Raw genomic sequence first — 19,534 nt, 5'->3', positions numbered from 1 at the left:
CATCATCGGCACGGCGACGTTCTACCAGTACTGGAGCGTCCGGCAGAGCAAGCGCACCGGCGGCACCATCACCACCGCCAACCACTTCAACGCCTGGGCCGGCCTCGGTCTCACTCTCGGCGCGCACGACTACCAGATCCTGGCCACCGAGGGGTACCAGAGCAGCGGCAGCTCCAGCATCACGGTCAGCGAGGGCCCGACCACCGGCCCCTCGTCGGTCCGGCCGAGCTCCCCGTCGCCGAGCGTGTCCAGCTCCCCGCCGGGCGGCGGCACCGCGGCCTGCCAGGTGACCAACGCGCTCAACCCGTGGAACACGGGCCTGACCGACAACATCACCATCACCAACACCGGCACGACCCCGATCAATGGCTGGTCGCTGCGGTTCAACCTCGCCTCCGGGCAGACGATCACGTCGGGTTGGAACGCGACGTACTCGCCGAGCAGCGGCCAGGTGACCGCGACCAACGTCAGCTACAACGGCTCCATCCCGCCGGGCGGCTCGACGACGATCGGCTTCCAGGCCAACCACAGCGGCAACACGTCCGCGCCGAGCGGTTTCACGCTCAACGGCGCCACCTGCCGCTGACCGGCTGGTCGCGCCGGTCCGGGTACGCCCCCTCGGACCGGCGCGACCGCGCCCGCCGCCACCGGTGCGACCATCGGACGGTGCAGGCACTCGTTGTCGCGGTACACCCCGGCGCGCCCACCATGGTCGACGCGGTCGTGGCGGGCGTGCGGTTGCACGCCGAATGGGTCGGGCCGCTCGTCCCGCCCGGCTCCTTCTCCGACGTCGAGCTCGACATCGACGACCCGCTCGTGTGGGGCGACAGGATCGCGCTGCCCGACGGTGCCTCGTCGCTGCGCGACGGTCCCCTCCTCCGGGGCACGGTCGAGGCATACGAGGAGCCCGTGCTGACCCTACGCATCACCGAGGGGCTGGTGATGGTCGAGTTCGAACCCGGCCCGGTGGACGTCCCGCCCGGCACGGCGGTGGTCGTGGTCGCGGAGCATCCCCGGCTGTTTCCCACCGGCATCTGAGCGGCGCGGGCCAGCGTGGCGGTGCCGTGTGAGCCGGTCGGCCGGTGGATCAGCACGACGGCGGCCAGCGGGGTGATGCCCTTGGGCAGCCTGGCGACCAGTGAGCTCGCGGCCAGCGGGGACGAGCGGCGGGCGAGCAGGACCGACAGCACGGCGGGCACGCGGCACCTCCGGGGGGCGGACCATCATGCCCGATCCGGCAGCTCCATCAGTGCCAGCTTCGCCGGGTCGATCACGGCGGTGATGGCGGCGATCCGCCCGTCGGCCACGGTGAACGCGAGCACCGACCGCGGGGTGCCGTCCTCGTGCCACGCGACGAACCCGGGCAGGCCGTTGACCAGCACCGCGCGCCCCGCGCCGCCGGCGGCGGCACCGAAGCGGGCACCGGCGGCGACCTTCGTGGCCCCGAGCACGACGAACACGCCGTCGGGGCCGTCGACGGTCAGCCGCACGTCCGGGTCGAGGATGCGCAGCAGGCCCTCGAAGTCGCCGAGGCGGGCCGCGGCGAGGAACGCCTCGACCAGCTCGCGCCGCTGCCGGCCGCCGGCGGCCGGCGCCTCGTTCGCCTGGACCTTCCGGCGGGCCCGGCTGGCGAGCATCTTGGCGGCGTCGCCCGACCTGCCGAGGATCTGGCCGATCTCGTCGAACGGCACCGCGAAAAGGTCGTGCAGCACGAACGCGAGCCGCTCGCTCGGGCGCAGCGACTCGAGCACGACGAGCAGCGCGAGGCCGACGGTGTCGGCGGCCACCGCGTCGTCCTGCGGGTCCGGCCCGTCGTCGGGCGTCACCAGGTACTCCGGCGGCTCGTCGCCGTAGGGTGCCTCCGGCCGGACCTGGCGCGAGCGCAGCACGTCGAGGCTGATCCGCCCGACCACCGTGGTCAGCCAGCCGGCGAGGTTGCCGATGACCGCCGGGTCCTGGCGGGACAGCCGCAGCCACGCCTCCTGCACCACGTCCTCGGCGTCGGCGTGCGAGCCGAGGATGCGGTACGCGACCGCGCGCAGCCGGGCCCGCTGCGCCTCGAACGCCTCGGTCATGTCGGTCATCGGTGTTACCTTTCTCGGCGCTGCTCCGTCATGGGTGATGACGGGCCCGGACGGGTCCAGGTAACAGCCACACCACCCATGGAGGAGCAGGACCGATGGAAGCCCGCCTGAAGAGTGCCACGAGCCCCGACGTGATGACCGCCGTCCAGCACCTGTACAAGGCGATCCACGCCGGCGGCGTCGACCCGCGCCTGCTGTCGCTGGTCCACCTGCGCGCCAGCCAGATCAACGGCTGCAGCCCGTGCGTGTACGCCACGCTCCAGTCGGCGAAGCAGGCCGGCGAGACCGAGGAGCGGCTGCACAGCGTGGTCGCGTGGCGGGAGACCCCGTTCTACACCGAGGCCGAGCGGGCGGCGCTGGCGCTCACCGAGGCCGCCACCCGCATCCAGGACGGCGCGCCGGGCGTGACCGACGCGATCTGGGACGCCGCGGCGGAGCACTTCAACGACGACCAGCTCAGCTCGATCATCCTGGAGATCGCCCTGACGAACTTCTTCAACCGGATCAACCACACCATCCGGGAGCAGGCCGGCAAGTCCTGGTGAGCGGCGGTGGCGGATCGGAGCGACCGGCTTCGATCCGCCACCGGCGCGAGCCGATCGCCCACCGTGACGGCATTCTTACTGACCGGCAGGCTGCGCGGGTCCGCCCACTTACATTGGCGGCAGATCCCAGCATCCGGACAGGGGGTGGCCCGTGCCACGACTCGACTCCTTCACCCAGACCCATCTCAGCGTCCTCGCGATCGACCGAGACACCCAGGCGCCGATCGCCCGGATGCCGGTCTACGCCGAGGTGTCCCTCGTCGTCGACACCCCGCCCCGGCCCCTGGACCTCGGTGACGTCGGCGACCTGGACGAGTTCCGGCATCCCGCCCTCGGCCCGATGCTCACCGAGGCGCTCGCCCGGGCGATGGACGACGCCACGTACCAGGACCTGTCGCCGGAGCGTCGCGGCGAGCTGCTGCGCGCCGTCGCCGAGCTGGCCCGCGAGCGCGGCCTGGTCGGCCTCGGCGACGAGGCCCGGCGCATCGAGGCCGCCGAGGTGGTGGCCGAGGCGCTGCAGCGGATGGGCATCGCGCCGCAGCACCGCGGCAGCACCACCACCTACTCGTTCCCGCTGGGCACGCTCGCCACCGACCACGCGGGGTACGTCTCGTTCGACCTGCGCCGGCTCAACGGCGACCTGCCGATCGGGCGGGGCAACGCCACGTACGCCTTCCACGTGTACCCGATGGCCAAGGAGAGCGCCCGCTACGACGCGCTGCAGCAAGCCCGGTTCACCCATCAGGCGATCTTCGCGAAGCTGGAGCTGGCGGCGGTCGACCTCAGCCAGCTGTCGGTGCTGAACCTGCCCTCGATGCAGAACCCGGACCTGGTGGACTGGTACCTGTCCCCCGGCTCGTTCGCCGCGGCGCCCGACCTGCTGATCGGCGAGGACGGCTGCGAGAAGCTCGTCGTCGCGCCGATCGTGCTGCAGGAGTTCGGCTTCCGCCAGGTGGTGCGCCTGCGCGACGTCCCGGCCGGGATCCAGCTGCCGGGCACCGTGAAGTTCGGCTACGTCGACGAGTACCACGCCGGCTGGTTCGCGCTCGGCCATTCACTCGGGGAGATCCAGTACAGCCTCCCGCTCGCCCCGGGCGAGTCGGTGAAGCTCGCGGTCGTCGACTGGGCCTGGGAGGGCGAGTCCGACCGGCGCGAGGAGACGGAGCTGGAGGAGGAGGTCCTGCACCGTACCCACCGCGACCGGGTCATCAACGAGACCGTCCAGGCGACCGTGGAGGAATGGCAGCGGGGCGGCACCGTGATGGGCGGCCTGGCCGGATCCGCCGGTGTCGGCGGCGGCGGCGCGGCCGGTGCGCTGGGCGTCGGCGCCGGCGCCTCGGCGGCCCTCGGCGGCAGCTACTCCACCAGCAGCGGCAGCCGCGACCTGGCCGCGGAGAACGTGCAGCGGCTGTCGGACAGCTTCGTGCAGGCCAGCTCGGCGCGGCGGGAGCTCAACAGCACCGTGGTGATCCAGTCCCGCCAGGCGGAGAAGGAGACCATCCAGACCCGCACCTTCACCAACTACAACCACAGCCACACCCTGACCATCCTGTACTACGAGGTGCTGCGCCACTACCGGGTCGAGACCCGGTGGGTCCGCCGGCGGCCGGTCGCGCTCATCCGGCCGCCGCAGCTCCCGCTCGACCCGGCGCAGCCGAAGACGCGTGAGCTGGTGCGGGCGCACCGGCCGGCGCTGGAACGGTTCCTGCTCGACCAGCGGGTGCGTCCGGGCTTCGACGCCATCGAGAAGCTGCTCACGGTCACCGCCGAACGCGAGGCCGCCAACCTGGACGCGAACGTGGACCACGCGCAGTCGCAGCCCGGCCGGGAGCGCGACGTGCTGTTCAAGATGTTCGAGTTCGTGGTCCGTACCAACGACGGACTGCACGACGAGATGGGCAACGAGGCCGACTCGGACCTGACCATCGACGTGGTGCGGTGGGACGGCTTCCACATCCGGCTGGTGACCGGGCCCGAGCCCGGCGCCCGCAACGACGACTTCAACACCGGCGGCCGGGTCCGCGGCGGCGGCGAGTGGGCGTCGTTCTTCGCCTACGTCCCCGACTGGTACAAGTCGCCGCCGACGGACCAGCCCATCGGGGTCAAGTGGGGCGACATCGCCGGCTTCGAGATCAACACCGCCAACGACACCTGGCGGCTGCACAGCATGGCGATCCACGGGTTCGCGATGACCAACGGCCCGAAGATCATCGTGTCGGAGCTCAAGGAGTACCACCGCCACTTCGGCTACTACCGCACCGAGGACGACGACGACAACGGCAACAACACGTTCACCGAGATCCGCCCGCCCGCGGCGGACCCGCCGTCCGTGCCGCCGATCCCGTCGGCGGAGCACGCGCTGAGCGTCGAGGAGCGCCTGGCGATGCGCCGGCTGCTGGAGCACCTGCACGAGCACACCGCCTACTACAGCAACGCCGTGGCGCTGGCCCGGCACCCGAACGAGACCGCGATCGCGTTCGAGGACATGAACTGGCTCGGCAACGCCGACAAGGCCATCGACCACATCGAGCCCACCGCGCTGGACGTCTTCGGCTCGTACGTCGCGTACCCGCTAATCGGCGTGCCGGACGTGCCGGTCGACCCGCAGGCGCGCGGCGAGCGGCTGGTCACGTTCCCGACGCGGGGTGTCTTCGCCGAGGGCAAGCTGGGCCACTGCAACATCTCCGAGGAGATCGACAACACCCGGTACTGGCAGTGGGAGCAGCACCCGATCCCCGTCGAGGCGCCCGGCATCAACCCGGCGACGCCGGCGACGCCGAAGCCGGAGTCGCCGACGACGGGCACCACCCCGACCGCGTTCCCGTCGCCGATCATCACCATCGCGCAGCCCACCGCGGCGCCCGACCCGCACGGCATCGCCGGCGCGCTCACCGCGCTCACCGCGTCGAACATCTTCCGCGACATGTCCGGCCGCGCGGAGGTCGCCGACCTGCTCAAGAAGCTCTCCGACAACTCGATCTCCATCGCGCAGGCCGCCGAGAAGGCCAAGGAGATCCAGAACAAGGCGGCCGCCGACGCGGTCACCGCGCAGAACACCCGGGAGGCCGCCGCGCTCAAGGCGCTGACGGACGCGAAGACCCCGGTGCAGGAGGCGGCGGCGCAGCGCGCGCTCGAGTCGGCGGGCCGGTCCGCCGACCTCGAGGGCGACCTGGCCCGGCTGCAGGCCGGCGGCGCGATGCTGTCCCCGGCCGAGCAGGCCAAGGTCCGCGAGGAGATCGTCAAGAGGTGGACCACCCCGCAGCCGGAGAAGATCCAGGTCGCGTTCCACCACACCCACGCGACGAGCGGCGAGCGCCTCGACGGCGAGTTCGACGCCGTGTTCACCGGTACGGTCGGCGGGCTCGCCGTCGTCGAGCGGGTGCCGTACACCACCAACGTCGGGGTCGCCATGGTGGACGTGGCCCTCGCCCCGGGCCAGTACTCGCTGGCGATCCAGGGCCGCCGGGCGAAGTTCCCGGCGACCGTGCAGACCCGGCTCGCCGTGCCCGCGGTCGGCGCGCACCCGGCGCTCGACGTCGACCTGGCCAAGACGGTACTGCCACTGCGGGCGACGCTCGCCGGGCAGCTCGCCACGATCACCGTCCCGGCCGCCGCGAAGCGGATCATCGTCAACGTGGCCGCCGCGGAGCAGGCCGCGACCGGCGACGCGGTCGTCGACTTCACGAAGGCGACGCCGGACCAGCAGGCGGCCACGGCGCTCACCACGCTGCTCAAGGACTCGGACCTGTCGGCGCTCAAGCTCGACCAGGCGGCCGCCGACGGCGCCGACAAGGTCAAGCTGACCGTCGCGTACAGCTACCTGACGAAGGCGCTGACCATCACGGCCGGCTGAGCGACCGTGTGCCCGGCGGGCCGGCCCTAGGACCGGCCCGCCGGGCCCGTCGGTGACGCCCAGCCGGCGGCGGACACGGTAACCACCGCCGGCACCCGCGTCACCAGGGCAGCGGGCCCTCCTCGGCGAAGAAGCCCCCGGTCGGCCCGTCCGGCCCGAGCTGGGCCATCCGCACGATGATCCCGGCGCTGCGCTCGACGCTGCGGTGGCCGGTGTTGCCGTTCAGGTCGGTCCTGGTGAAACCCGGCTCGACGGCGTTGATCCGCATCCGCGGGAAGGCCTTCGCGTACTGCACGGTGAGCATGTTGACGGCGGTCTTCGACGCCGGGTAGGCGACACCCCGGTACGCGGACGCCGGGTGCCCGGCATCGGTGACCCGGGCGAACGACGCCAGGCCGCTGCTGACGTTGACGACGACCGGGTTGGCGGAGCGCTCCAGCAGCGGCAGGAACGCGTGCAGGACCCGGACGACACCGAACACGTTCGTGTCGAACGTGCGGCGCAGCACGTCCGCGGTCAGCTCGGCCGCGCCGACCACCGAGCCGTCGGCGCCGAGCTCGGCCTGGATTCCCGCGTTGTTGACCAGCACGTCGAGCCCCCCGCCGGCCTCGACGGTCGCGGCCGCGGCGGCCACGGACGCGTCGTCGGTGACGTCGAGCCGCACCACCCGGGCGCCCAGCTCCTCAGCGGCCCGGCGGCCCCGGTCGAGGTCGCGGCTGCCGACGTACACGGTGTGCCCGGCGGCGACGAGACGGCGGGCGGTCTCGAGGCCGAGCCCCTTGTTCGCCCCGGTGATCAGCGTGGTCGTCATGCCGGTCGACGCTAGGATTTCGAGCGCGCTCGAACGCAAGTGGAAGGGGACCGTTGTGGGGTACGAGACGACCTTCACCGGACAGGTGACGATCACGCCGCCGCTCGACCAGGCCGAGATCGACTATCTGGTGGCGTTCGCCGAGACGCGGCACGAGCCGCGCACCACCGGCCCCTACGCGCTCGGCTACGGCGACGAGCTCGAGGACAACCGGGGCGCGGACCCGGGCAAGCCCGGCTACTGGTGCAAGTGGGAGCCGACCGCTGACGGCACCGCGATCGCCTGGAACGAGCACGAGAAGTTCTACGACGCCGACCTCTGGATGGCCTACCTGGTGGACACGTTCCTGAAGCCGGGCGCCACCGTCGCGCGGGAGCTGGCCGACCGGGTGCCGGGCCGGGTGTATCCGCCCGCGCTGGACGGGTTCACCTTCGACCACGTCGTCGACGGCGTCATCGAGGCCGAGGGCGAGTGGCCCGACGACCGGTGGCGCATCGAGGTGCGCGCCAACACCGTCTACGTGGTGCGGCTGCTGACGGAGCCGGACCGGTCCGGGTACCCCCAGACGCATTACGACGACTGGACCGACGAGCAGCGGGCCGATTACCTCGCCCGGACCCGGCACAACTACGTGTACCTGGTGCGCGACGGCGGGCTGCACGAGGTGGGGCCGGCGGACGGCACGTCCTTCGACCCGGTCCCGGCCTCGGAGTGACGCCGGTCAGGCGGGCCACTCGGGCCGCCTGACCGGCAGCGTGGCGCGCAGGTCGGCTGCGGCTCGGGCCAGGCGCTGGGGTCGTGGCCGGTCAGGACACGCCGGCGCGGTCCGGCGGGCCGTGTCGAGGCCGATGCCGGCGCTGCCGACGACGACGAGCACGGTCGGCCCCCGCAGCGCCCGGTCGTCCATGTTCGGCGCCCACCTCTCCCGCTTCGCGCCGAGGCGCATCGCCCCCGGGAGGTGGCGGCGGAAAATGTCGTACCCCGCTGGGATGATGCGGGCGTGGTGGATGACGGGGAGTTGGTGTTCGAGGCGGTGAGGGCGCGGGTCGCCGCCGGGGAGTATCTGGATTCCATGCTCGGCCTGCCGGGCGTGGACGTCGAGGGCGGCGGCGCGTTCAACTATGCGCCCGACGGGCGGTTGCAGCGGATCCATTCGCGGCGGGATCCCGGTTTCCGGGCCGCGCGGGACGCGGGCACGATCCCGCCGCTGCCGCCGCTGACCCCGGCCACGCCGGAGGCGTTACGCGCCGTCGAGGACGCCGCCGGCGCACCGCTGCCGGCATTGTTGCGCCGGTGCTACCTGGAGCTGGGCAACGGTGGGTTCGGCCCGGGTTACGGCTTGCGGCCCGCGGGGCCCGGGCCGCGGACGCTGCGGCCCGCGGCCCTGGAGTGGCGCTGGTCGCTGGTGGAGGCGTCGTTGCTGCTGATCTGCGACTGGGGCTGCGGGATCGCGTCGCTCATCGACCTGCACGACCCGGACGGGCCGATGTGGGCGCTCGACCCGAATGACTCCGACGCCCCGGAGGACGCCCTGTTCCAGGAGGAGATCACCTTCACCGAGTGGCTGGGCCGTTGGGCGGTGGACGGCACGCTGCACCAACCGTTCGCCGTGCGGACCGCACCGACCGCCCGACCACACGTCGAGGAGGAGGCCGTCTACGAGCCGTGGTCCGCCGACTGGTCGGACATCGACTGGGACGCCGGCCTGGACGCGTCGGCGGCACGAAACGGAGGCGACCGGTAACGGCGTTGGCTTGCCGTGTTCCAGCGGTCAGCACGGCACGGCGGTCAGCACGGCACGGCGGTCAGCACGGCACGGCGGTCAGCACGGCACGGCGGTCAGCACGGCACGTGCGGTAAACGGGCACATGTCGCAACGGGCATCAGTTGGGCCGGTCGACGTGCTGCGGCGGCATCACGATCCGCGGTCGTCATCCCCTCAGGTGCTGGTGTCCGACGCCCCGCAGACGCAGGTGCGGGGGCGGTCGTGCGATCGGCGCAGGATCGACACGTGCAGCCGGCGCAGCTCCGGTCCGGGGTCGCAGCCCAGCTCGTCGGCCAGCCGGCGGCGCAGCTGCGTGAACCGGTCGAGGGCCTCCGCCGGCCGGCCCGCGGCGGCCAGGGCGACCATCAGCGCGCCGGTCAGCGGCTCCGACAGCCAGTGCTCGGCCGTGAGCGCCTCGAGCTCGGGGATGACCGACGCCGCGCCGGCGCGGGGCAGTTGCGCTTCGGCCCAGGCGAGGGTCGTGTCGAGGCGCTGCTGTGACCAGCGGTGCCGGGTCTGCGCCGCCCACGCGCCGGGCAGGCCGGCGAGGGGTACGCCGCGCCACAGGGCGAGCGCCTCGCCGAGCAGCTCCGCCCGGGCGTGCGGGGCGGCCGCCGGGTCGCCGGCGCGGGTGGTCAGTTCGGCGACCCGCAGCACGTCGATGTGTTCGGGCCCGCCGGTCAGCCGGTAGGCGCCGGCGCGGCAGGTCAGCCGGTCGGCACCGACGAGCTTGCGCAGCCGGGTGACGTACGCGTGCAACGTGTGCCGCGCCTGGACCGGTGGGCGGCTGTCCCACACCCGGTCGATGAGCGTCTCCACCGGTAGCGCCCGGTTCGCCTCGCTCGCCAGCACCGCCAGGACGCTGCGCTGCCGGGGACCGCCGGCGTCCAACCGCCGGCCGGCCGACCAGATCTCGACTCCGTCCAGCAGCCGTACCTCGACCACCGCACCCCCCGGCGTGTGCGTCATGTGCCCGACCGTACGGTGGTGCGGCACCGTCCGGCTGACCTGCGCGTGACCGCTTCCGGCCAGTGGCCCGGACCGGCCAGCCGGCGCCCGCCGCGGGCCCGCTGCGCTCAGTACCGTGAGCCGCATGGTGATACGTCGATCCCTGTCAACCGTGCTCGCCTCGGTCGTCGCCGGTACGGGTCTCGCGCTGGGTGGCGCCGCCGGCCCGGCCGCGGCCGCGGAACCGTGCGCCGGCGTGTCCCGGGAGGTGTTCGCCGTCGACGGCGGCACCGGGCATCTGCACTCGGTCGTCTCCTGCGGTGCCGCGATCACCGACGCCGGCGTGGTGAACACCGCCGACTGGCGCGCCTACCAGCAGGTGACGGCCTCGTACGACGGCACCGCCACCGAGATCTTCGCCGTGACCGGGGACGGGGGCCTGGTGCGGCGCACCCGGCCCGCGGCGGGTCGCCCCTTCGGCCCGGCGGTACAGGTCGGCGCCGGGTACGACTGGGCGGGTGTCCGCACGCTGATCGCCACGCCGAAGACCCTCGTCGTCCAGTTCGACCGGTCGCCGTCCGTGATGCGCGTGTTCGAGGTCACCGCCGCCGGGATCAGCGAGATCAGGCCGCTGTTCGAGGCGTTCGGCGCGCCGCACCTGTCCGGGATCAACGGCCAGTACGCCGAGGTCAACGCCGGCGGGCGGCACTTCCGTACGTGGAGCGACCCACGGTACGGCAGCGCAGACCCCGGTCTCACCGCCGACCAGTCGTGGTTCAGCGGTGACCTGCCCGGCGACGTGCACGGCCTCACCGGCACCGAGCGGCTCCTCGCCGGGCTCGACGGCAGCGGCAGGATCGTGGTGCTGGCGCAGCGCTTCGACTGGCCCTACCGGTGCCCGTACGACATGTCCCCGTTCACCGTCCGGGCCACGTCCACCGTCGACGGCGTGGTGCGCGTGGTCGTGCCCGGCTGGGTCGACCCGGACCTGCGGTACCCGCCGGCGATGACGGACTGCCCGAAGGTCACCGCGCCGTGGGAGTGGCAGTAGCTCAGGAGCGTGTCGGGAGGGTGCCGAGGCACTGCGCCAGGCCGTACTCGCCGGAGTCCTCGACGATGAGCTTGCCGTCCAGGAGCATGCGGCAGCCGACCGGCGGGGGCACGCGCGCGCCGGTGCTGTCGGCGTTGAGCGTGACGTTCAACAGGGTCCGCCCGTGCTCGGCGATCCTCACCTCCCGGCGCCACGGCAGCGCGACGTTGTCCAGGCGGACGACCCCTTCGACGTCGGGGACGATGTAGGAGATCGACCGGGCGGTGCCGGTGCCCAGGACCTCGAGGTGCATCGTCGGCGTGTTGCCGGTGTCGGTCGTGCCGAGGTCGCCGACGCGCTGGAGCACGCGGTCGGCGAGGGTGGTGAGGGTGGCCTTGGGGTCCTGGGCGTCGGCCGCCTGGATGCCGCCGAGGTGCAGCTCGACGATCAGGGCGCCGCGGCGCAGGTGCAGCTGGTAGTCCCTGTACTCGCTGTCCTCGCCACTGTCCAGCCAGTAGTCGAACCAGCTCTCGTCGGCACCGGCGACGACGTTCTCGACCAGGATCGTGTCGCGCTGGTGGTCGAGCACCTCCCGCTTGCGGCCGGCCAGCGACGACGCGTGCCAGATCGTGGCCGCCTCGGCGGTGGGCTGCACGTTCAATCCGAGGAAGTCGGCCGCCGGCGCGTCGCACTCCACGGCGTTGCTGGCCGGCGGCGCGCCGGTGCGGGCCGCCAGGTCCAGCAGCTGCCGGTGGCCGAGGGACCTGAAGTCGGCCCGGGTGAGCAGGCCGCACATCTTCGCGGTGACCCGGCCGTTCTCGGTCGTCGGCCAGCCGCCCTCCGGCGCCGCGACGGTGCCCCCGGCACCCCCGGTCCCGCCGCCTCCGCCGAGCCGGCCGCATCCGGCCAGGATCAGCAGGACGGCGGCCGCGGCGGTCAGTGGTCGTCGTGCTCGCATCCGCGCTCCCTGTGTGTCGGCGGGCCAACCCACGGACCGTCCGCCGGCCCACCCCCGTTGCCGTGCTGCCCGCGGCGGACGGTCCGCCGATTGCGGGCTGACCCCCTTCGATGCGCCGAATCTACGGCCGGGCCACGGCCGGTGGTGCGTCCCGCGGCGGCCGGATGCGTCCAACGACCGGTACCGGCCATCTGCCACCCGGCTGATAGCCTGACGGCGGGCCGACCAGGGGGAGGGCAATGCGGCAGGGGCTGACCGGCGTGCTTTCCGAGGCAGCGGCGAAGCTCTATGAACGGCTGGTGGTCAGCGGCGGGCTGTCCCTGGTCGAGCATCCGGACCTGGACGACCGGCCGGAGACCCGCGAGCTCGTGGAGAAGGGCTTCGCCCGCAAGCGGTATGTCGGCGCGCCGCTGCTCGTGCCCGTGGAGCCGGCCCGCGCCATCGACAACGCGCTCATGATCCGCCAGCGCCAGCTGCTCGACCAGTACCAGCTGCTGGTGCGCTTGCGCGACGAGATGCACGCCCTGCAGCAGGCGTACCGCTCGGCGTCGCCGCTGGCCCCGGAGATCGACGAGCTCGTGCAGGTGATGACCGACCGCGCGGAGATCGGGGCGCTGTCGGTCGAGCTGTCGCTATCGGCCCGCACCGACGTGATGAGCCTGGAGACCGAGCACTTCAGCCGGCCGCCGGATCCCCGCTCGGCCAGGACGCTGCCGGCCGAGGTGGTGCAGCGCGGCGTCCGGCTGCGCAACATCTACAGCCGGGCCGCGCTGGAGATCGACGGCGCCCGGGAGATGCTGCAGCTGTCGGTCGAGGCCGGCTGGACCTGCCGGGTCTACCCGGAGCTGCCGATGAAGCTGGTGCTCGTCGACGACCGCGCCGCGCTGCTGCCGCTGGGCCCGACCGGCATGGAGGGCGCGCTGTTCGTCCGCGCGCCGGTGATCGTCGCCGCGCTGCGCGGCTACTTCGAGCTGCTGTGGGCGGCGTCGGTACCGGTGGACGGCGGCGCCGTGAAGCTCGCCCCCGAGCAGGACCAGGTGCTGCGGCTGCTGCTCACCGGCATGACCGATGCGGCCATCGCCCGGCATCTGGGCATCAGCGAGCGCACCGTCCGCCGCCACGTCGGCGCGCTGCAGGAGGCGCTGCGCGTCAACAACCGGGTGACCCTGGCCGCCGCCGCGGTCCGCGAGGGCTGGGTCTGACCGCGCTCCCCCGCCCGTCACGCCGGTCACTGCGGGGCACCGGCGGGTCGCCGGGCGGTTACAGTGCATCGTGATCGAGCGGCGGGTGTACGGCACGACCAACACGCGGCAGCTGATCGAGCCGGGTGACCTGCAGCGGTCCATGGCCTCGACGCCGCCGCAGGACGACCCTTCGTTCTCGTGGCGGGACGAGCGGCGGGGCGTGGCCGTGGTCGTGTCGGTCGTCGGTGCCAGCCACTGCCAGGTCGCGCTGTTCGACGGTGGGCGCTGGCACGACCTGGTGACGTCCGGCTCCGACGAGCAGGTGTGGGTGTCGCTGGCCGGGGTGCCCGGGGTGGTGCCCCGGGCGTCGGTGGTGCCGTGCCGGTACGGCCTCGACGTGCTGCTCGCGGTGACCGGCGCGGCCGGGTTCGACGGGATGCGGGCCGCGTACGACTGGCGCCCCGCGCCGGCGTGGGTCGACGACCGGCGGGGCCACCTGCTGCGCGACGTCGTCGAGGTGCTCTGGGACGCCGCCGGCGAGCTGTGGCTGCGCATCGTCATGGACGGGCCGGACGCCGACCGCGGGCCGGTCGGGCTGCGGCACCTGGCGCGGCTGCAGGGCCTGCACCACCGCGCCGCCGGCAGCGGCCTCGAGGCGGCCCTGGCCGAGTTCCCGCCCGGCTGGCTCGACGCCGTGGTGCGGGCGGCGCGGTACTTCGACCTGCAGGACCTCGCGGCGCTCCTGCACGACGCCGGCGCCGGCGGGGACGAGGCCTACGACCGCCTCATGGAGGACGCCGGCGCGCTCCGGGCGGCGCTGCAGCGCAGGCTCGACACCGCGCCCGGCGACTTCGGGGTCGCCGACGTGCCGCGGCAGGCGGGCACCGACCTGCTGCACCCATGGGCCGCACTGGACCACGACGACCTGGACCACGACGACCTGAACGCTGCCCGCCTCGCCCGGTGACGGCGCCGCCGCGGCGCCGGCCTCAGCCGGTGATGACGCGCAGGAAGGCGTCGGCGATCACCGCGTGCCCCGGCAGCCCCGGGTGGATCCGGTCGTCGGCCCACATGGAGGCCGGTGACACGGCGAGCGCCTCGTCGAACGCGGCCTGCGTCGCCACGTGCGGCGCGCCGAGCTCGGTGGCGAGCCCGGCCACCACCGCCGCGTACCGGTCGCTCTGCGCCCGCTGCGGGTCGGTGCGGTCCGGCTCGATCAGGTACGGGTCGGCGAGCAGCAACCGGCACCCGGTGGCCTCGACGGCGCGGCGCAGCAGGGTGCGCAGGGTCGCCTCGTACTCCGGCAGCGGCACGGCCTCCGCGGGACGGCCCATGAACGCCCGCCAGACATCGTTGATGCCGATCATCACGACCAGCCAGTCGGGACGCTCACCGATCGCGTCGCGGTCCCAGCGGGCCGCCAGGTCGCGCACCGTGTCGCCGCCGACGCCGCGGTTGACCCAGGTCAGCGGCGTCGCCGGGAAGCGGGCGGTGACGAACGCGCGGACCAGGCTCACGTACCCGTCGCCGTACGGTGCGCGCACGTCACGCCGCCCGCAGTCGGTGATGCTGTCGCCGATGAAGACGATGCGCTGGTCAGCCTCGAACATCATCGCGACATGATCTCATCGACCGGCGGCCCGGTCCCGCCCGGCCACCCAGGCCAGCACGGCGCGCGCCGGCGTGCCGCCGCGCCCCTGACGGCACGCACCCCGACGGGTGGATCATGTGTGCCGATCGGTGGAGTTGGGCAACAGTGCCCATATGCGAACCAGTCGGTCGTTGATGGCGGCGTTCGCCATGGTGACGGTCGTCGCGCTGGCGGGCGGCTGCGCGGACTCTGACGCCCGGCGTGACGCTATCTCCGGCGTCGCGGTGCGGCTGCTGACCGCCGCGGGCGCCGGTGACGGTGCGGCGGCGTGTGCGCTGCTCGCCCCGGACACGGTCGAGGCGCTCGAGCAGTCCGCGGGCGCGTCCTGCGCCGAGGCGGTCCTGGACGAGGATCTGCCGGAGCCGGCCGGGGTGCGGCGGGTCGACGTGTACGGGCAGTGGGCCCGCGTCGTGCTCGCCGACGACACCGAGTTCCTGGCCGCGTTCCCCGGCGGGTGGCGGGTCGTCGCGGCGGGCTGCCGGTCGCGGGGCGAGCGTCCGTACGACTGCGTGCTGCAGGGAGGCTGAAGATGCGGGCGATGTTCGTGTTGTGCCTGGTCGTCGTCGGTGTCGGCCTCGCGTACTTCATCACGATCGGGCTGCTGCACCGATGAGCGCGCCGAAGCGAAGCGGAGACGACGGCCGGGTCCGGCGGTTCGCGCGGGAGAACTCGCTCGGGCTGGTGTTCGGGGTGCTGTTCGTGCTCGCCCTGGTCGGGCAGGCGTTCGCCGGTCACGCCGACTTCAACCAGCAGCAGGTCACCGACGGGCTCCCGCCGATCTCGTTCGGCCGGTACCTGACGTCGGCGGACTTCGCCGTCGACGTGGCGGAGAACTGGCAGTCGGAGTACCTGCAGTTCTTCCTGTTCATCGTGCTCACCGTGTGGCTGCTGCAGCGTGGGTCGCCGGAGTCGAAGTCGCTGGACGAGGCCGGTATCGAGTCCGACAAGGACCAGATGGTCGGCCCGTACGCACCCGACGACGCGCCGGCGTGGGCGAAGGTGGCCGGCTGGCGGCGGTGGCTGCTGTCCAACTCGCTCGGCCTGGTGATGGGCGGCATCTTCGTGCTGTCGTGGCTGGCGCAGTCGGTGGCGGGGGTCGCCGCGTTCAACGAGCGGCAGCTCAGCCAGCTGCAGGACCCGGTGTCGTGGTCGACGTACCTGACCGAGCCGGACTTCTGGAACCGTACGCTGCAGAACTGGCAGTCGGAGCTGCTCGCCGTGTTCTCCATGGCGGTGCTCGCCATCTACCTGCGCCAGCGCGGATCCCCGGAGTCGAAACCGGTCGGCGCCGCGCACACCTCCACCGGCGTGGAGGGCTGAGCGTGCGGCTGTCCCCCGCCCGGCGCGTTTGACGACCCGCCAGTACGGGCACCACGGCGGCAAACGTCGAAAGGGATGACTGCGTGCGGTTCGTCCCGTCACGGTCACGGCCCGGGAAGGACGGACGTCATGAGCGCCGACACGCCGCCGGACCCGCAGCAGCTGCGGGCCGAGATCGCACGGACCCGCGCCGAGCTCGGCGCGACCGTCGAGGCCCTGGCGGCCAGGGTGGACGTCAAGGCGCGGGCGAAAGAGGCCGCGGCGCAGGCGGCCGGCGAGGTGAAGGCGCGGGTGAAGGCGCAGGCGCGCCGGCCGGCGCCGCTGGCCGTGATCGCCGCGGCGGCCGTGGGCATCGCACTGATCATCGTGGCATTGCGGAGGAGACAGGCATGAGCGGGCCGCAGCGGAGCGAGGAGCCGCGAATCATGGACACAGGGTGGAGCTCAGGCCGGCGCCGGAGCGTAGCGGAGGTGACGGCATGAGCGGGGTTGTTGGGAAGATTGCGTACAAGCCGGTCGGGCTGCTGCTCGGCGTCGGTGCGGGCCTCGCGGCCGGGCTGATCTTCAAGCAGGTGTGGAAGGTGGTCGGCGACGACCGGGACGCGCCGAACGCCACCGACGAGGACCGCGGCTGGGGCGAGATCCTCACCGCGGCCGCGTTGCAGGGCGCGATCTTCGCGGTCGTGAAGGCGGCCGTGGACCGCGGCGGCGCCGTCGGGGTCCGTAAGGCGACGGGCCGCTGGCCGAGCTGACCACAGGCCGGCCCCGGCGGCCGGTGGGAGAATCGTGCGGTGATGCCGTTGCGCGTGTCGACGAGCGACTACCACACCGCCGGTGAGCCGTTCAGGATCGTCGCCGACCCGCCCGTGGACCTGCCGGGCGGGTCGGTCGCCGACCGGCGGGCCAATGCCGTGGACAGCCCCGCCGCGCATGAGCTGCGGCAGCTGCTGTGCTTCGAGCCCCGCGGGCACGCCGACATGTACGGCGGCTTTCTCGTCCCGCCCGACGACGACGGCGCCGACCTCGGGGTGCTGTTCTGGCACAAGGACGGGTTCTCCACCGCGTGCGGGCACGGCACGATCGCGCTCGGCGTGTGGGCGGTCGACACCGGCCGGGTGCCGGCCCCGGACGACGGCACCGCCGACGTCGTCATCGACGTGCCGTCGGGGCGGGTGACGGCGAGGGTGCACCGCGCCGGCGGGCGGAGCGTGGCGGTCGACTTCGTCAACGTGCCCAGCTATGTCCTGGCCCGCGACGTGCCGGTGGCGACGTCCCGCGGCGACGTCACCGTCACCGTGGCCTACGGCGGCGCCATCTACGCCTGCCTCGACGCCACCACCGCCGGGCTGACCGTCGACCCGGCGCACTACCGGGACCTGATCGCCCTCGGTCGGGAGATCAAGTGGGCGCTCAACGACACCGGCCACGCCGCACACCCGACCGACCCGCGGCTCAGCGGCGTGTACGGCACGATCCTGCACGAGGATCTCGGCGGCGACGCGGTGCGGCAGCGCAACGTGACCGTGTTCGCCGACGGTGAGGTGGACCGCTCCCCGTGCGGGTCCGGCACCTGCGCCCGGCTCGCCGTCCTGGCCGCCGAGGGCCGGGTGGCGCCCGGCGGGCCGGTGCTGCTGCACGAGTCGATCGTCGGGTCCCGGTTCACCGGCGCGGTGCTCGCCGAGACGTCCGTGGACGGCCGGCCGGCCGTCGTGCCGCAGGTCACCGGGTTGGCGTACCGCACGGGTGAGCACACGTTCGTCGTGGACCCCGACGACCCGCTCGTGCCCGGGTTCGTGCTGCGGTGAGCGCGCCGCTGCTGCTGGACGCCGCCGCGGTCGTCGCCGCCTGTGGCCCGGCCGCCGCCGTCGAGGCGGTCACCGCGGCGCTCACCGCCGGGCTCGACCCGGCCGCCGACCCACCGCGCCAGGCCGTCCCGCTGCACACCGGCCAGCTGCTGCTCATGCCGTCGGAGGCGGGCCGGTACGCCGGGGTCAAGGTGGCCACCGTCGCGCCGGGCAACCCGGGCCGCGGGCTGCCCCGGGTGCAGGCGTCCTACCTGCTGTTCGACGCCGACACCCTCGGGCTGGTCGCGGTCCTGGACGGCACCGCCCTCACCTCGCTGCGCACGCCGGCCGTGTCGGTCGCGGCGGTCGCCTCCCGGCTGCGCGCCGGCGTCGGCCCGGCGTCCGTCGCGGTCCTCGGCGCCGGTCCGCAGGCGCACGGTCACGTCGCGACCCTGGCCGCGGTCCTGGCGGCGCACCGGCCGCGCCGTCCGCTCGGTGAGGTCACCCACCTGGTGCGCGATCCTGCCCGGGTGCCGCCGATCCACGGCGCGACCGTCGTCGCCCTGGACGATCCGCGGGCCGGCGACGTCCTGCGCGCCGCCGACGTGGTCGTGTGCGCGACGTCGGCCAGGTCGCCGCTGTTCGACGCCGGGCTGGTCGCCGCCGGTGCGGTCGTCATCGCGGTCGGCAGCCATGAGCCCGACGCCCGGGAGCTGCCCGGCGCGCTGCTGGCCCGCTCCACGGTCGTCGTGGAGGACGTCGCCACCGCCCTGCGCGAGGCCGGCGACGTGTGCCTGGCCGTGGACGAGGGCGCGGTGCGGGCCGCGGACCTGGTGCCGATGCGCGACGCCGTCACCGGCCGGGTCACACCGGCCCCGGACCGGCCGCTGGTCTTCAAGAGCGTCGGCATGGCGTGGCAGGACCTGGTGGTGGCGGAGGCGGTGCTGCGGGCGCACCTGATTGGGCGCTGAGCGGCGCTCAGTGACCGCACAGCGCGGTCCGGCACGATCGTCGGCATGGCGACGGACCCGCTGGGACCCGCGACCACGGCCCCGGGCGACCGCTTCGAGGCGTGGCACCGCGACGGCGGCGGCACGTACCCGCTGACGCTCAACGCCCTGGCGGTCCTGCCGGCGGTGCTCGCGTTGGCGCTGGTGCGCCCGTGGGGGCTGCGCTTCCCGGCGTGGGTGCCGGCCCTCGCCGGCCGCCCCGTGCCGCGCCTGCCGTCGCCGTCCGCTTCTACGCGACGCGCACGGCGCGTTCCGGCTGACCCAGGAGCCGGTCAGCCTCGATCGGGAAACGCCGTGAACAGTGGGTCGGCGTGGTGCCGCAGCACGTAGTTCAGGACTGTCAGGCCGGTGGTGCCGGTCGCGAACGCGAGCAGGAAGTCGGCGCAGCCGCCGGCGTACCGGTGGATCGTGCCGCCGCGCGGTGGCCGCGGCGACCCGGCGAGCGCCGTCAGCTCCGCCAACGCGTCGATGGTCATGCTGTCCCGGCCGCCGCCGGCTCCACGGTGAGCAGGGCGGCGAGCTGCGCCAGGATCGCCGGGCGCGCCCGGTAGTACACCCACGTGCCGCGCCGGTCGGCGTCCACCAGGCCGGC

At 73.7% G+C, this 19,534-nt stretch carries 22 protein-coding genes and 1 pseudogene; 15 read left to right on the top strand and 8 right to left on the bottom strand.

The window, feature by feature from the left end; translation table 11 throughout:
- Together OP18_RS50040 and OP18_RS50035 are read left to right on the top strand one after the other, a co-directional pair.
- A partial coding sequence (locus OP18_RS50040) for a cellulose binding domain-containing protein (protein ID WP_033367775.1) occupies positions 1–586 on the top strand: 586 nt, incomplete at its 5' end.
- 80 nt (positions 587–666) lie between these two features.
- Entirely contained in the window at positions 667–1,038 is a 372-nt protein-coding gene (locus tag OP18_RS50035; RefSeq protein WP_156090366.1) for a hypothetical protein, read from the top strand.
- A 185-nt stretch (positions 1,039–1,223) separates the two neighbouring features.
- Here the strand turns inward: OP18_RS50035 and OP18_RS50030 are convergent, their stop codons facing one another.
- A complete protein-coding gene (locus OP18_RS50030) occupies positions 1,224–2,084 on the bottom strand; it encodes a sigma-70 family RNA polymerase sigma factor (protein WP_033367770.1) in 861 nt (286 codons plus the stop codon).
- A 107-nt stretch (positions 2,085–2,191) separates the two neighbouring features.
- Between OP18_RS50030 and OP18_RS50025 the strand changes: the two genes are divergently transcribed.
- Together OP18_RS50025 and OP18_RS50020 are read left to right on the top strand one after the other, a co-directional pair.
- Complete coding sequence (locus OP18_RS50025) at positions 2,192–2,629, top strand: carboxymuconolactone decarboxylase family protein (protein ID WP_211273929.1); 438 nt, start codon at positions 2,192–2,194, stop codon at positions 2,627–2,629.
- Positions 2,630–2,780: 151 nt separating this feature from the next.
- On the top strand, positions 2,781–6,482 hold the full coding sequence (locus OP18_RS50020; RefSeq protein WP_033367766.1) for a hypothetical protein: 3,702 nt from the start codon (positions 2,781–2,783) through the stop codon (positions 6,480–6,482).
- A 100-nt stretch (positions 6,483–6,582) separates the two neighbouring features.
- On the opposite strand, the gene OP18_RS50015 is transcribed toward OP18_RS50020, so the two are convergent.
- Positions 6,583–7,293: an SDR family NAD(P)-dependent oxidoreductase gene (locus tag OP18_RS50015; RefSeq protein ID WP_033367764.1), complete on the bottom strand. Its 711-nt coding sequence runs from the start codon at positions 7,291–7,293 to the stop codon at positions 6,583–6,585.
- On the opposite strand from OP18_RS50015, the gene OP18_RS60160 reads away from it, so the two are divergent.
- Positions 7,292–8,008, top strand: coding sequence for a hypothetical protein (locus tag OP18_RS60160; protein WP_211273927.1), 717 nt, complete (start codon positions 7,292–7,294; stop codon positions 8,006–8,008). The two genes, OP18_RS50015 and OP18_RS60160, sit on opposite strands and share 2 nt — an antisense overlap.
- A 6-nt stretch (positions 8,009–8,014) precedes the next feature.
- On the opposite strand, the gene OP18_RS50005 is transcribed toward OP18_RS60160, so the two are convergent.
- Positions 8,015–8,200, bottom strand: coding sequence for a hypothetical protein (locus OP18_RS50005; RefSeq protein WP_156090365.1), 186 nt, complete (start codon positions 8,198–8,200; stop codon positions 8,015–8,017).
- A 93-nt stretch (positions 8,201–8,293) separates the two neighbouring features.
- Between OP18_RS50005 and OP18_RS58450 the strand changes: the two genes are divergently transcribed.
- Positions 8,294–9,037 (top strand): SMI1/KNR4 family protein, encoded by a 744-nt coding sequence (locus OP18_RS58450; protein WP_052388568.1) that lies wholly within the window; start codon positions 8,294–8,296, stop codon positions 9,035–9,037.
- 195 nt (positions 9,038–9,232) lie between these two features.
- On the opposite strand, the gene OP18_RS49995 is transcribed toward OP18_RS58450, so the two are convergent.
- On the bottom strand, positions 9,233–10,027 hold the full coding sequence (locus OP18_RS49995) for an AfsR/SARP family transcriptional regulator (RefSeq protein WP_162189946.1): 795 nt from the start codon (positions 10,025–10,027) through the stop codon (positions 9,233–9,235).
- 124 nt (positions 10,028–10,151) lie between these two features.
- Here OP18_RS49995 and OP18_RS49990 point away from each other — a divergent pair, with 124 nt between their 5' ends.
- A complete protein-coding gene (locus OP18_RS49990) occupies positions 10,152–11,057 on the top strand; it encodes a hypothetical protein (protein WP_156090364.1) in 906 nt (301 codons plus the stop codon).
- 1 nt (position 11,058) lies between these two features.
- On the opposite strand, the gene OP18_RS60155 is transcribed toward OP18_RS49990, so the two are convergent.
- Positions 11,059–11,994, bottom strand: coding sequence for a hypothetical protein (locus tag OP18_RS60155; protein ID WP_033367758.1), 936 nt, complete (start codon positions 11,992–11,994; stop codon positions 11,059–11,061).
- A 239-nt stretch (positions 11,995–12,233) separates the two neighbouring features.
- Between OP18_RS60155 and OP18_RS54285 the strand changes: the two genes are divergently transcribed.
- Complete coding sequence (locus OP18_RS54285; protein WP_052388566.1) at positions 12,234–13,196, top strand: helix-turn-helix transcriptional regulator; 963 nt, start codon at positions 12,234–12,236, stop codon at positions 13,194–13,196.
- Positions 13,197–13,266: 70 nt separating this feature from the next.
- Positions 13,267–14,145: a hypothetical protein gene (locus OP18_RS49975; RefSeq protein WP_033367757.1), complete on the top strand. Its 879-nt coding sequence runs from the start codon at positions 13,267–13,269 to the stop codon at positions 14,143–14,145.
- Positions 14,146–14,167: 22 nt separating this feature from the next.
- On the opposite strand, the gene OP18_RS49970 is transcribed toward OP18_RS49975, so the two are convergent.
- Positions 14,168–14,791 (bottom strand): SGNH/GDSL hydrolase family protein, encoded by a 624-nt coding sequence (locus OP18_RS49970; RefSeq protein ID WP_033367755.1) that lies wholly within the window; start codon positions 14,789–14,791, stop codon positions 14,168–14,170.
- Between the two features lie 151 nt (positions 14,792–14,942).
- Between OP18_RS49970 and OP18_RS49965 the strand changes: the two genes are divergently transcribed.
- From OP18_RS49965 to OP18_RS49940, 6 genes are all read left to right on the top strand, one after another.
- Positions 14,943–15,356, top strand: coding sequence for a hypothetical protein (locus OP18_RS49965; protein WP_245635810.1), 414 nt, complete (start codon positions 14,943–14,945; stop codon positions 15,354–15,356).
- Between the two features lie 82 nt (positions 15,357–15,438).
- Positions 15,439–16,149 (top strand): DUF6766 family protein, encoded by a 711-nt coding sequence (locus tag OP18_RS49960; protein ID WP_052388565.1) that lies wholly within the window; start codon positions 15,439–15,441, stop codon positions 16,147–16,149.
- 129 nt (positions 16,150–16,278) lie between these two features.
- Positions 16,279–16,542, top strand: coding sequence for a DUF3618 domain-containing protein (locus tag OP18_RS49955; protein ID WP_033367752.1), 264 nt, complete (start codon positions 16,279–16,281; stop codon positions 16,540–16,542).
- 85 nt (positions 16,543–16,627) lie between these two features.
- A complete protein-coding gene (locus OP18_RS49950; protein WP_033367751.1) occupies positions 16,628–16,900 on the top strand; it encodes a DUF4235 domain-containing protein in 273 nt (90 codons plus the stop codon).
- 42 nt (positions 16,901–16,942) lie between these two features.
- Entirely contained in the window at positions 16,943–17,953 is a 1,011-nt protein-coding gene (locus OP18_RS49945; protein ID WP_033367749.1) for a proline racemase family protein, read from the top strand.
- Complete coding sequence (locus OP18_RS49940; RefSeq protein WP_033367747.1) at positions 17,950–18,903, top strand: ornithine cyclodeaminase family protein; 954 nt, start codon at positions 17,950–17,952, stop codon at positions 18,901–18,903. The genes OP18_RS49945 and OP18_RS49940 overlap by 4 nt, the downstream gene beginning before the upstream one ends.
- 311 nt (positions 18,904–19,214) lie before the next feature.
- Here the strand turns inward: OP18_RS49940 and OP18_RS49935 are convergent, their stop codons facing one another.
- Both OP18_RS49935 and OP18_RS49930 read right to left on the bottom strand, forming a co-directional pair.
- The gene (locus OP18_RS49935; RefSeq protein ID WP_033367745.1) at positions 19,215–19,418 is read right to left on the bottom strand and encodes a hypothetical protein; all 204 of its coding nucleotides are present in this window, start codon (positions 19,416–19,418) and stop codon (positions 19,215–19,217) included.
- A pseudogene (locus OP18_RS49930) lies at positions 19,415–19,534 on the bottom strand (transcriptional regulator); the annotation flags it as partial. The gene OP18_RS49935 and the pseudogene OP18_RS49930, both read right to left, overlap by 4 nt.

The sequence above is a fragment of the Dactylosporangium aurantiacum genome (assembly GCF_000716715.1).
GTDB classification, from domain to species: Bacteria; Actinomycetota; Actinomycetes; order Mycobacteriales; family Micromonosporaceae; genus Dactylosporangium; species Dactylosporangium aurantiacum.
This window is presented reverse-complemented; position numbering and strand designations above follow the sequence as displayed.

Coding starts and splice junctions, on each gene's coding strand:
- OP18_RS50030 (WP_033367770.1), bottom strand. CDS start 2,084: ATGACCGACATGACCGAGGCGTTCGAGGCGCAGCGGGCCCGGCTGCGC.
- OP18_RS60160 (WP_211273927.1), top strand. CDS start 7,292: ATGCCGGTCGACGCTAGGATTTCGAGCGCGCTCGAACGCAAGTGGAAG.
- OP18_RS50015 (WP_033367764.1), bottom strand. CDS start 7,293: ATGACGACCACGCTGATCACCGGGGCGAACAAGGGGCTCGGCCTCGAG.
- OP18_RS50005 (WP_156090365.1), bottom strand. CDS start 8,200: ATGGACGACCGGGCGCTGCGGGGGCCGACCGTGCTCGTCGTCGTCGGC.
- OP18_RS49995 (WP_162189946.1), bottom strand. CDS start 10,027: ATGACGCACACGCCGGGGGGTGCGGTGGTCGAGGTACGGCTGCTGGAC.
- OP18_RS49990 (WP_156090364.1), top strand. CDS start 10,152: ATGGTGATACGTCGATCCCTGTCAACCGTGCTCGCCTCGGTCGTCGCC.
- OP18_RS60155 (WP_033367758.1), bottom strand. CDS start 11,994: ATGCGAGCACGACGACCACTGACCGCCGCGGCCGCCGTCCTGCTGATC.
- OP18_RS54285 (WP_052388566.1), top strand. CDS start 12,234: ATGCGGCAGGGGCTGACCGGCGTGCTTTCCGAGGCAGCGGCGAAGCTC.
- OP18_RS49970 (WP_033367755.1), bottom strand. CDS start 14,791: ATGATGTTCGAGGCTGACCAGCGCATCGTCTTCATCGGCGACAGCATC.
- OP18_RS49965 (WP_245635810.1), top strand. CDS start 14,943: ATGCGAACCAGTCGGTCGTTGATGGCGGCGTTCGCCATGGTGACGGTC.
- OP18_RS49960 (WP_052388565.1), top strand. CDS start 15,439: ATGAGCGCGCCGAAGCGAAGCGGAGACGACGGCCGGGTCCGGCGGTTC.
- OP18_RS49955 (WP_033367752.1), top strand. CDS start 16,279: ATGAGCGCCGACACGCCGCCGGACCCGCAGCAGCTGCGGGCCGAGATC.
- OP18_RS49950 (WP_033367751.1), top strand. CDS start 16,628: ATGAGCGGGGTTGTTGGGAAGATTGCGTACAAGCCGGTCGGGCTGCTG.
- OP18_RS49945 (WP_033367749.1), top strand. CDS start 16,943: ATGCCGTTGCGCGTGTCGACGAGCGACTACCACACCGCCGGTGAGCCG.
- OP18_RS49935 (WP_033367745.1), bottom strand. CDS start 19,418: ATGACCATCGACGCGTTGGCGGAGCTGACGGCGCTCGCCGGGTCGCCG.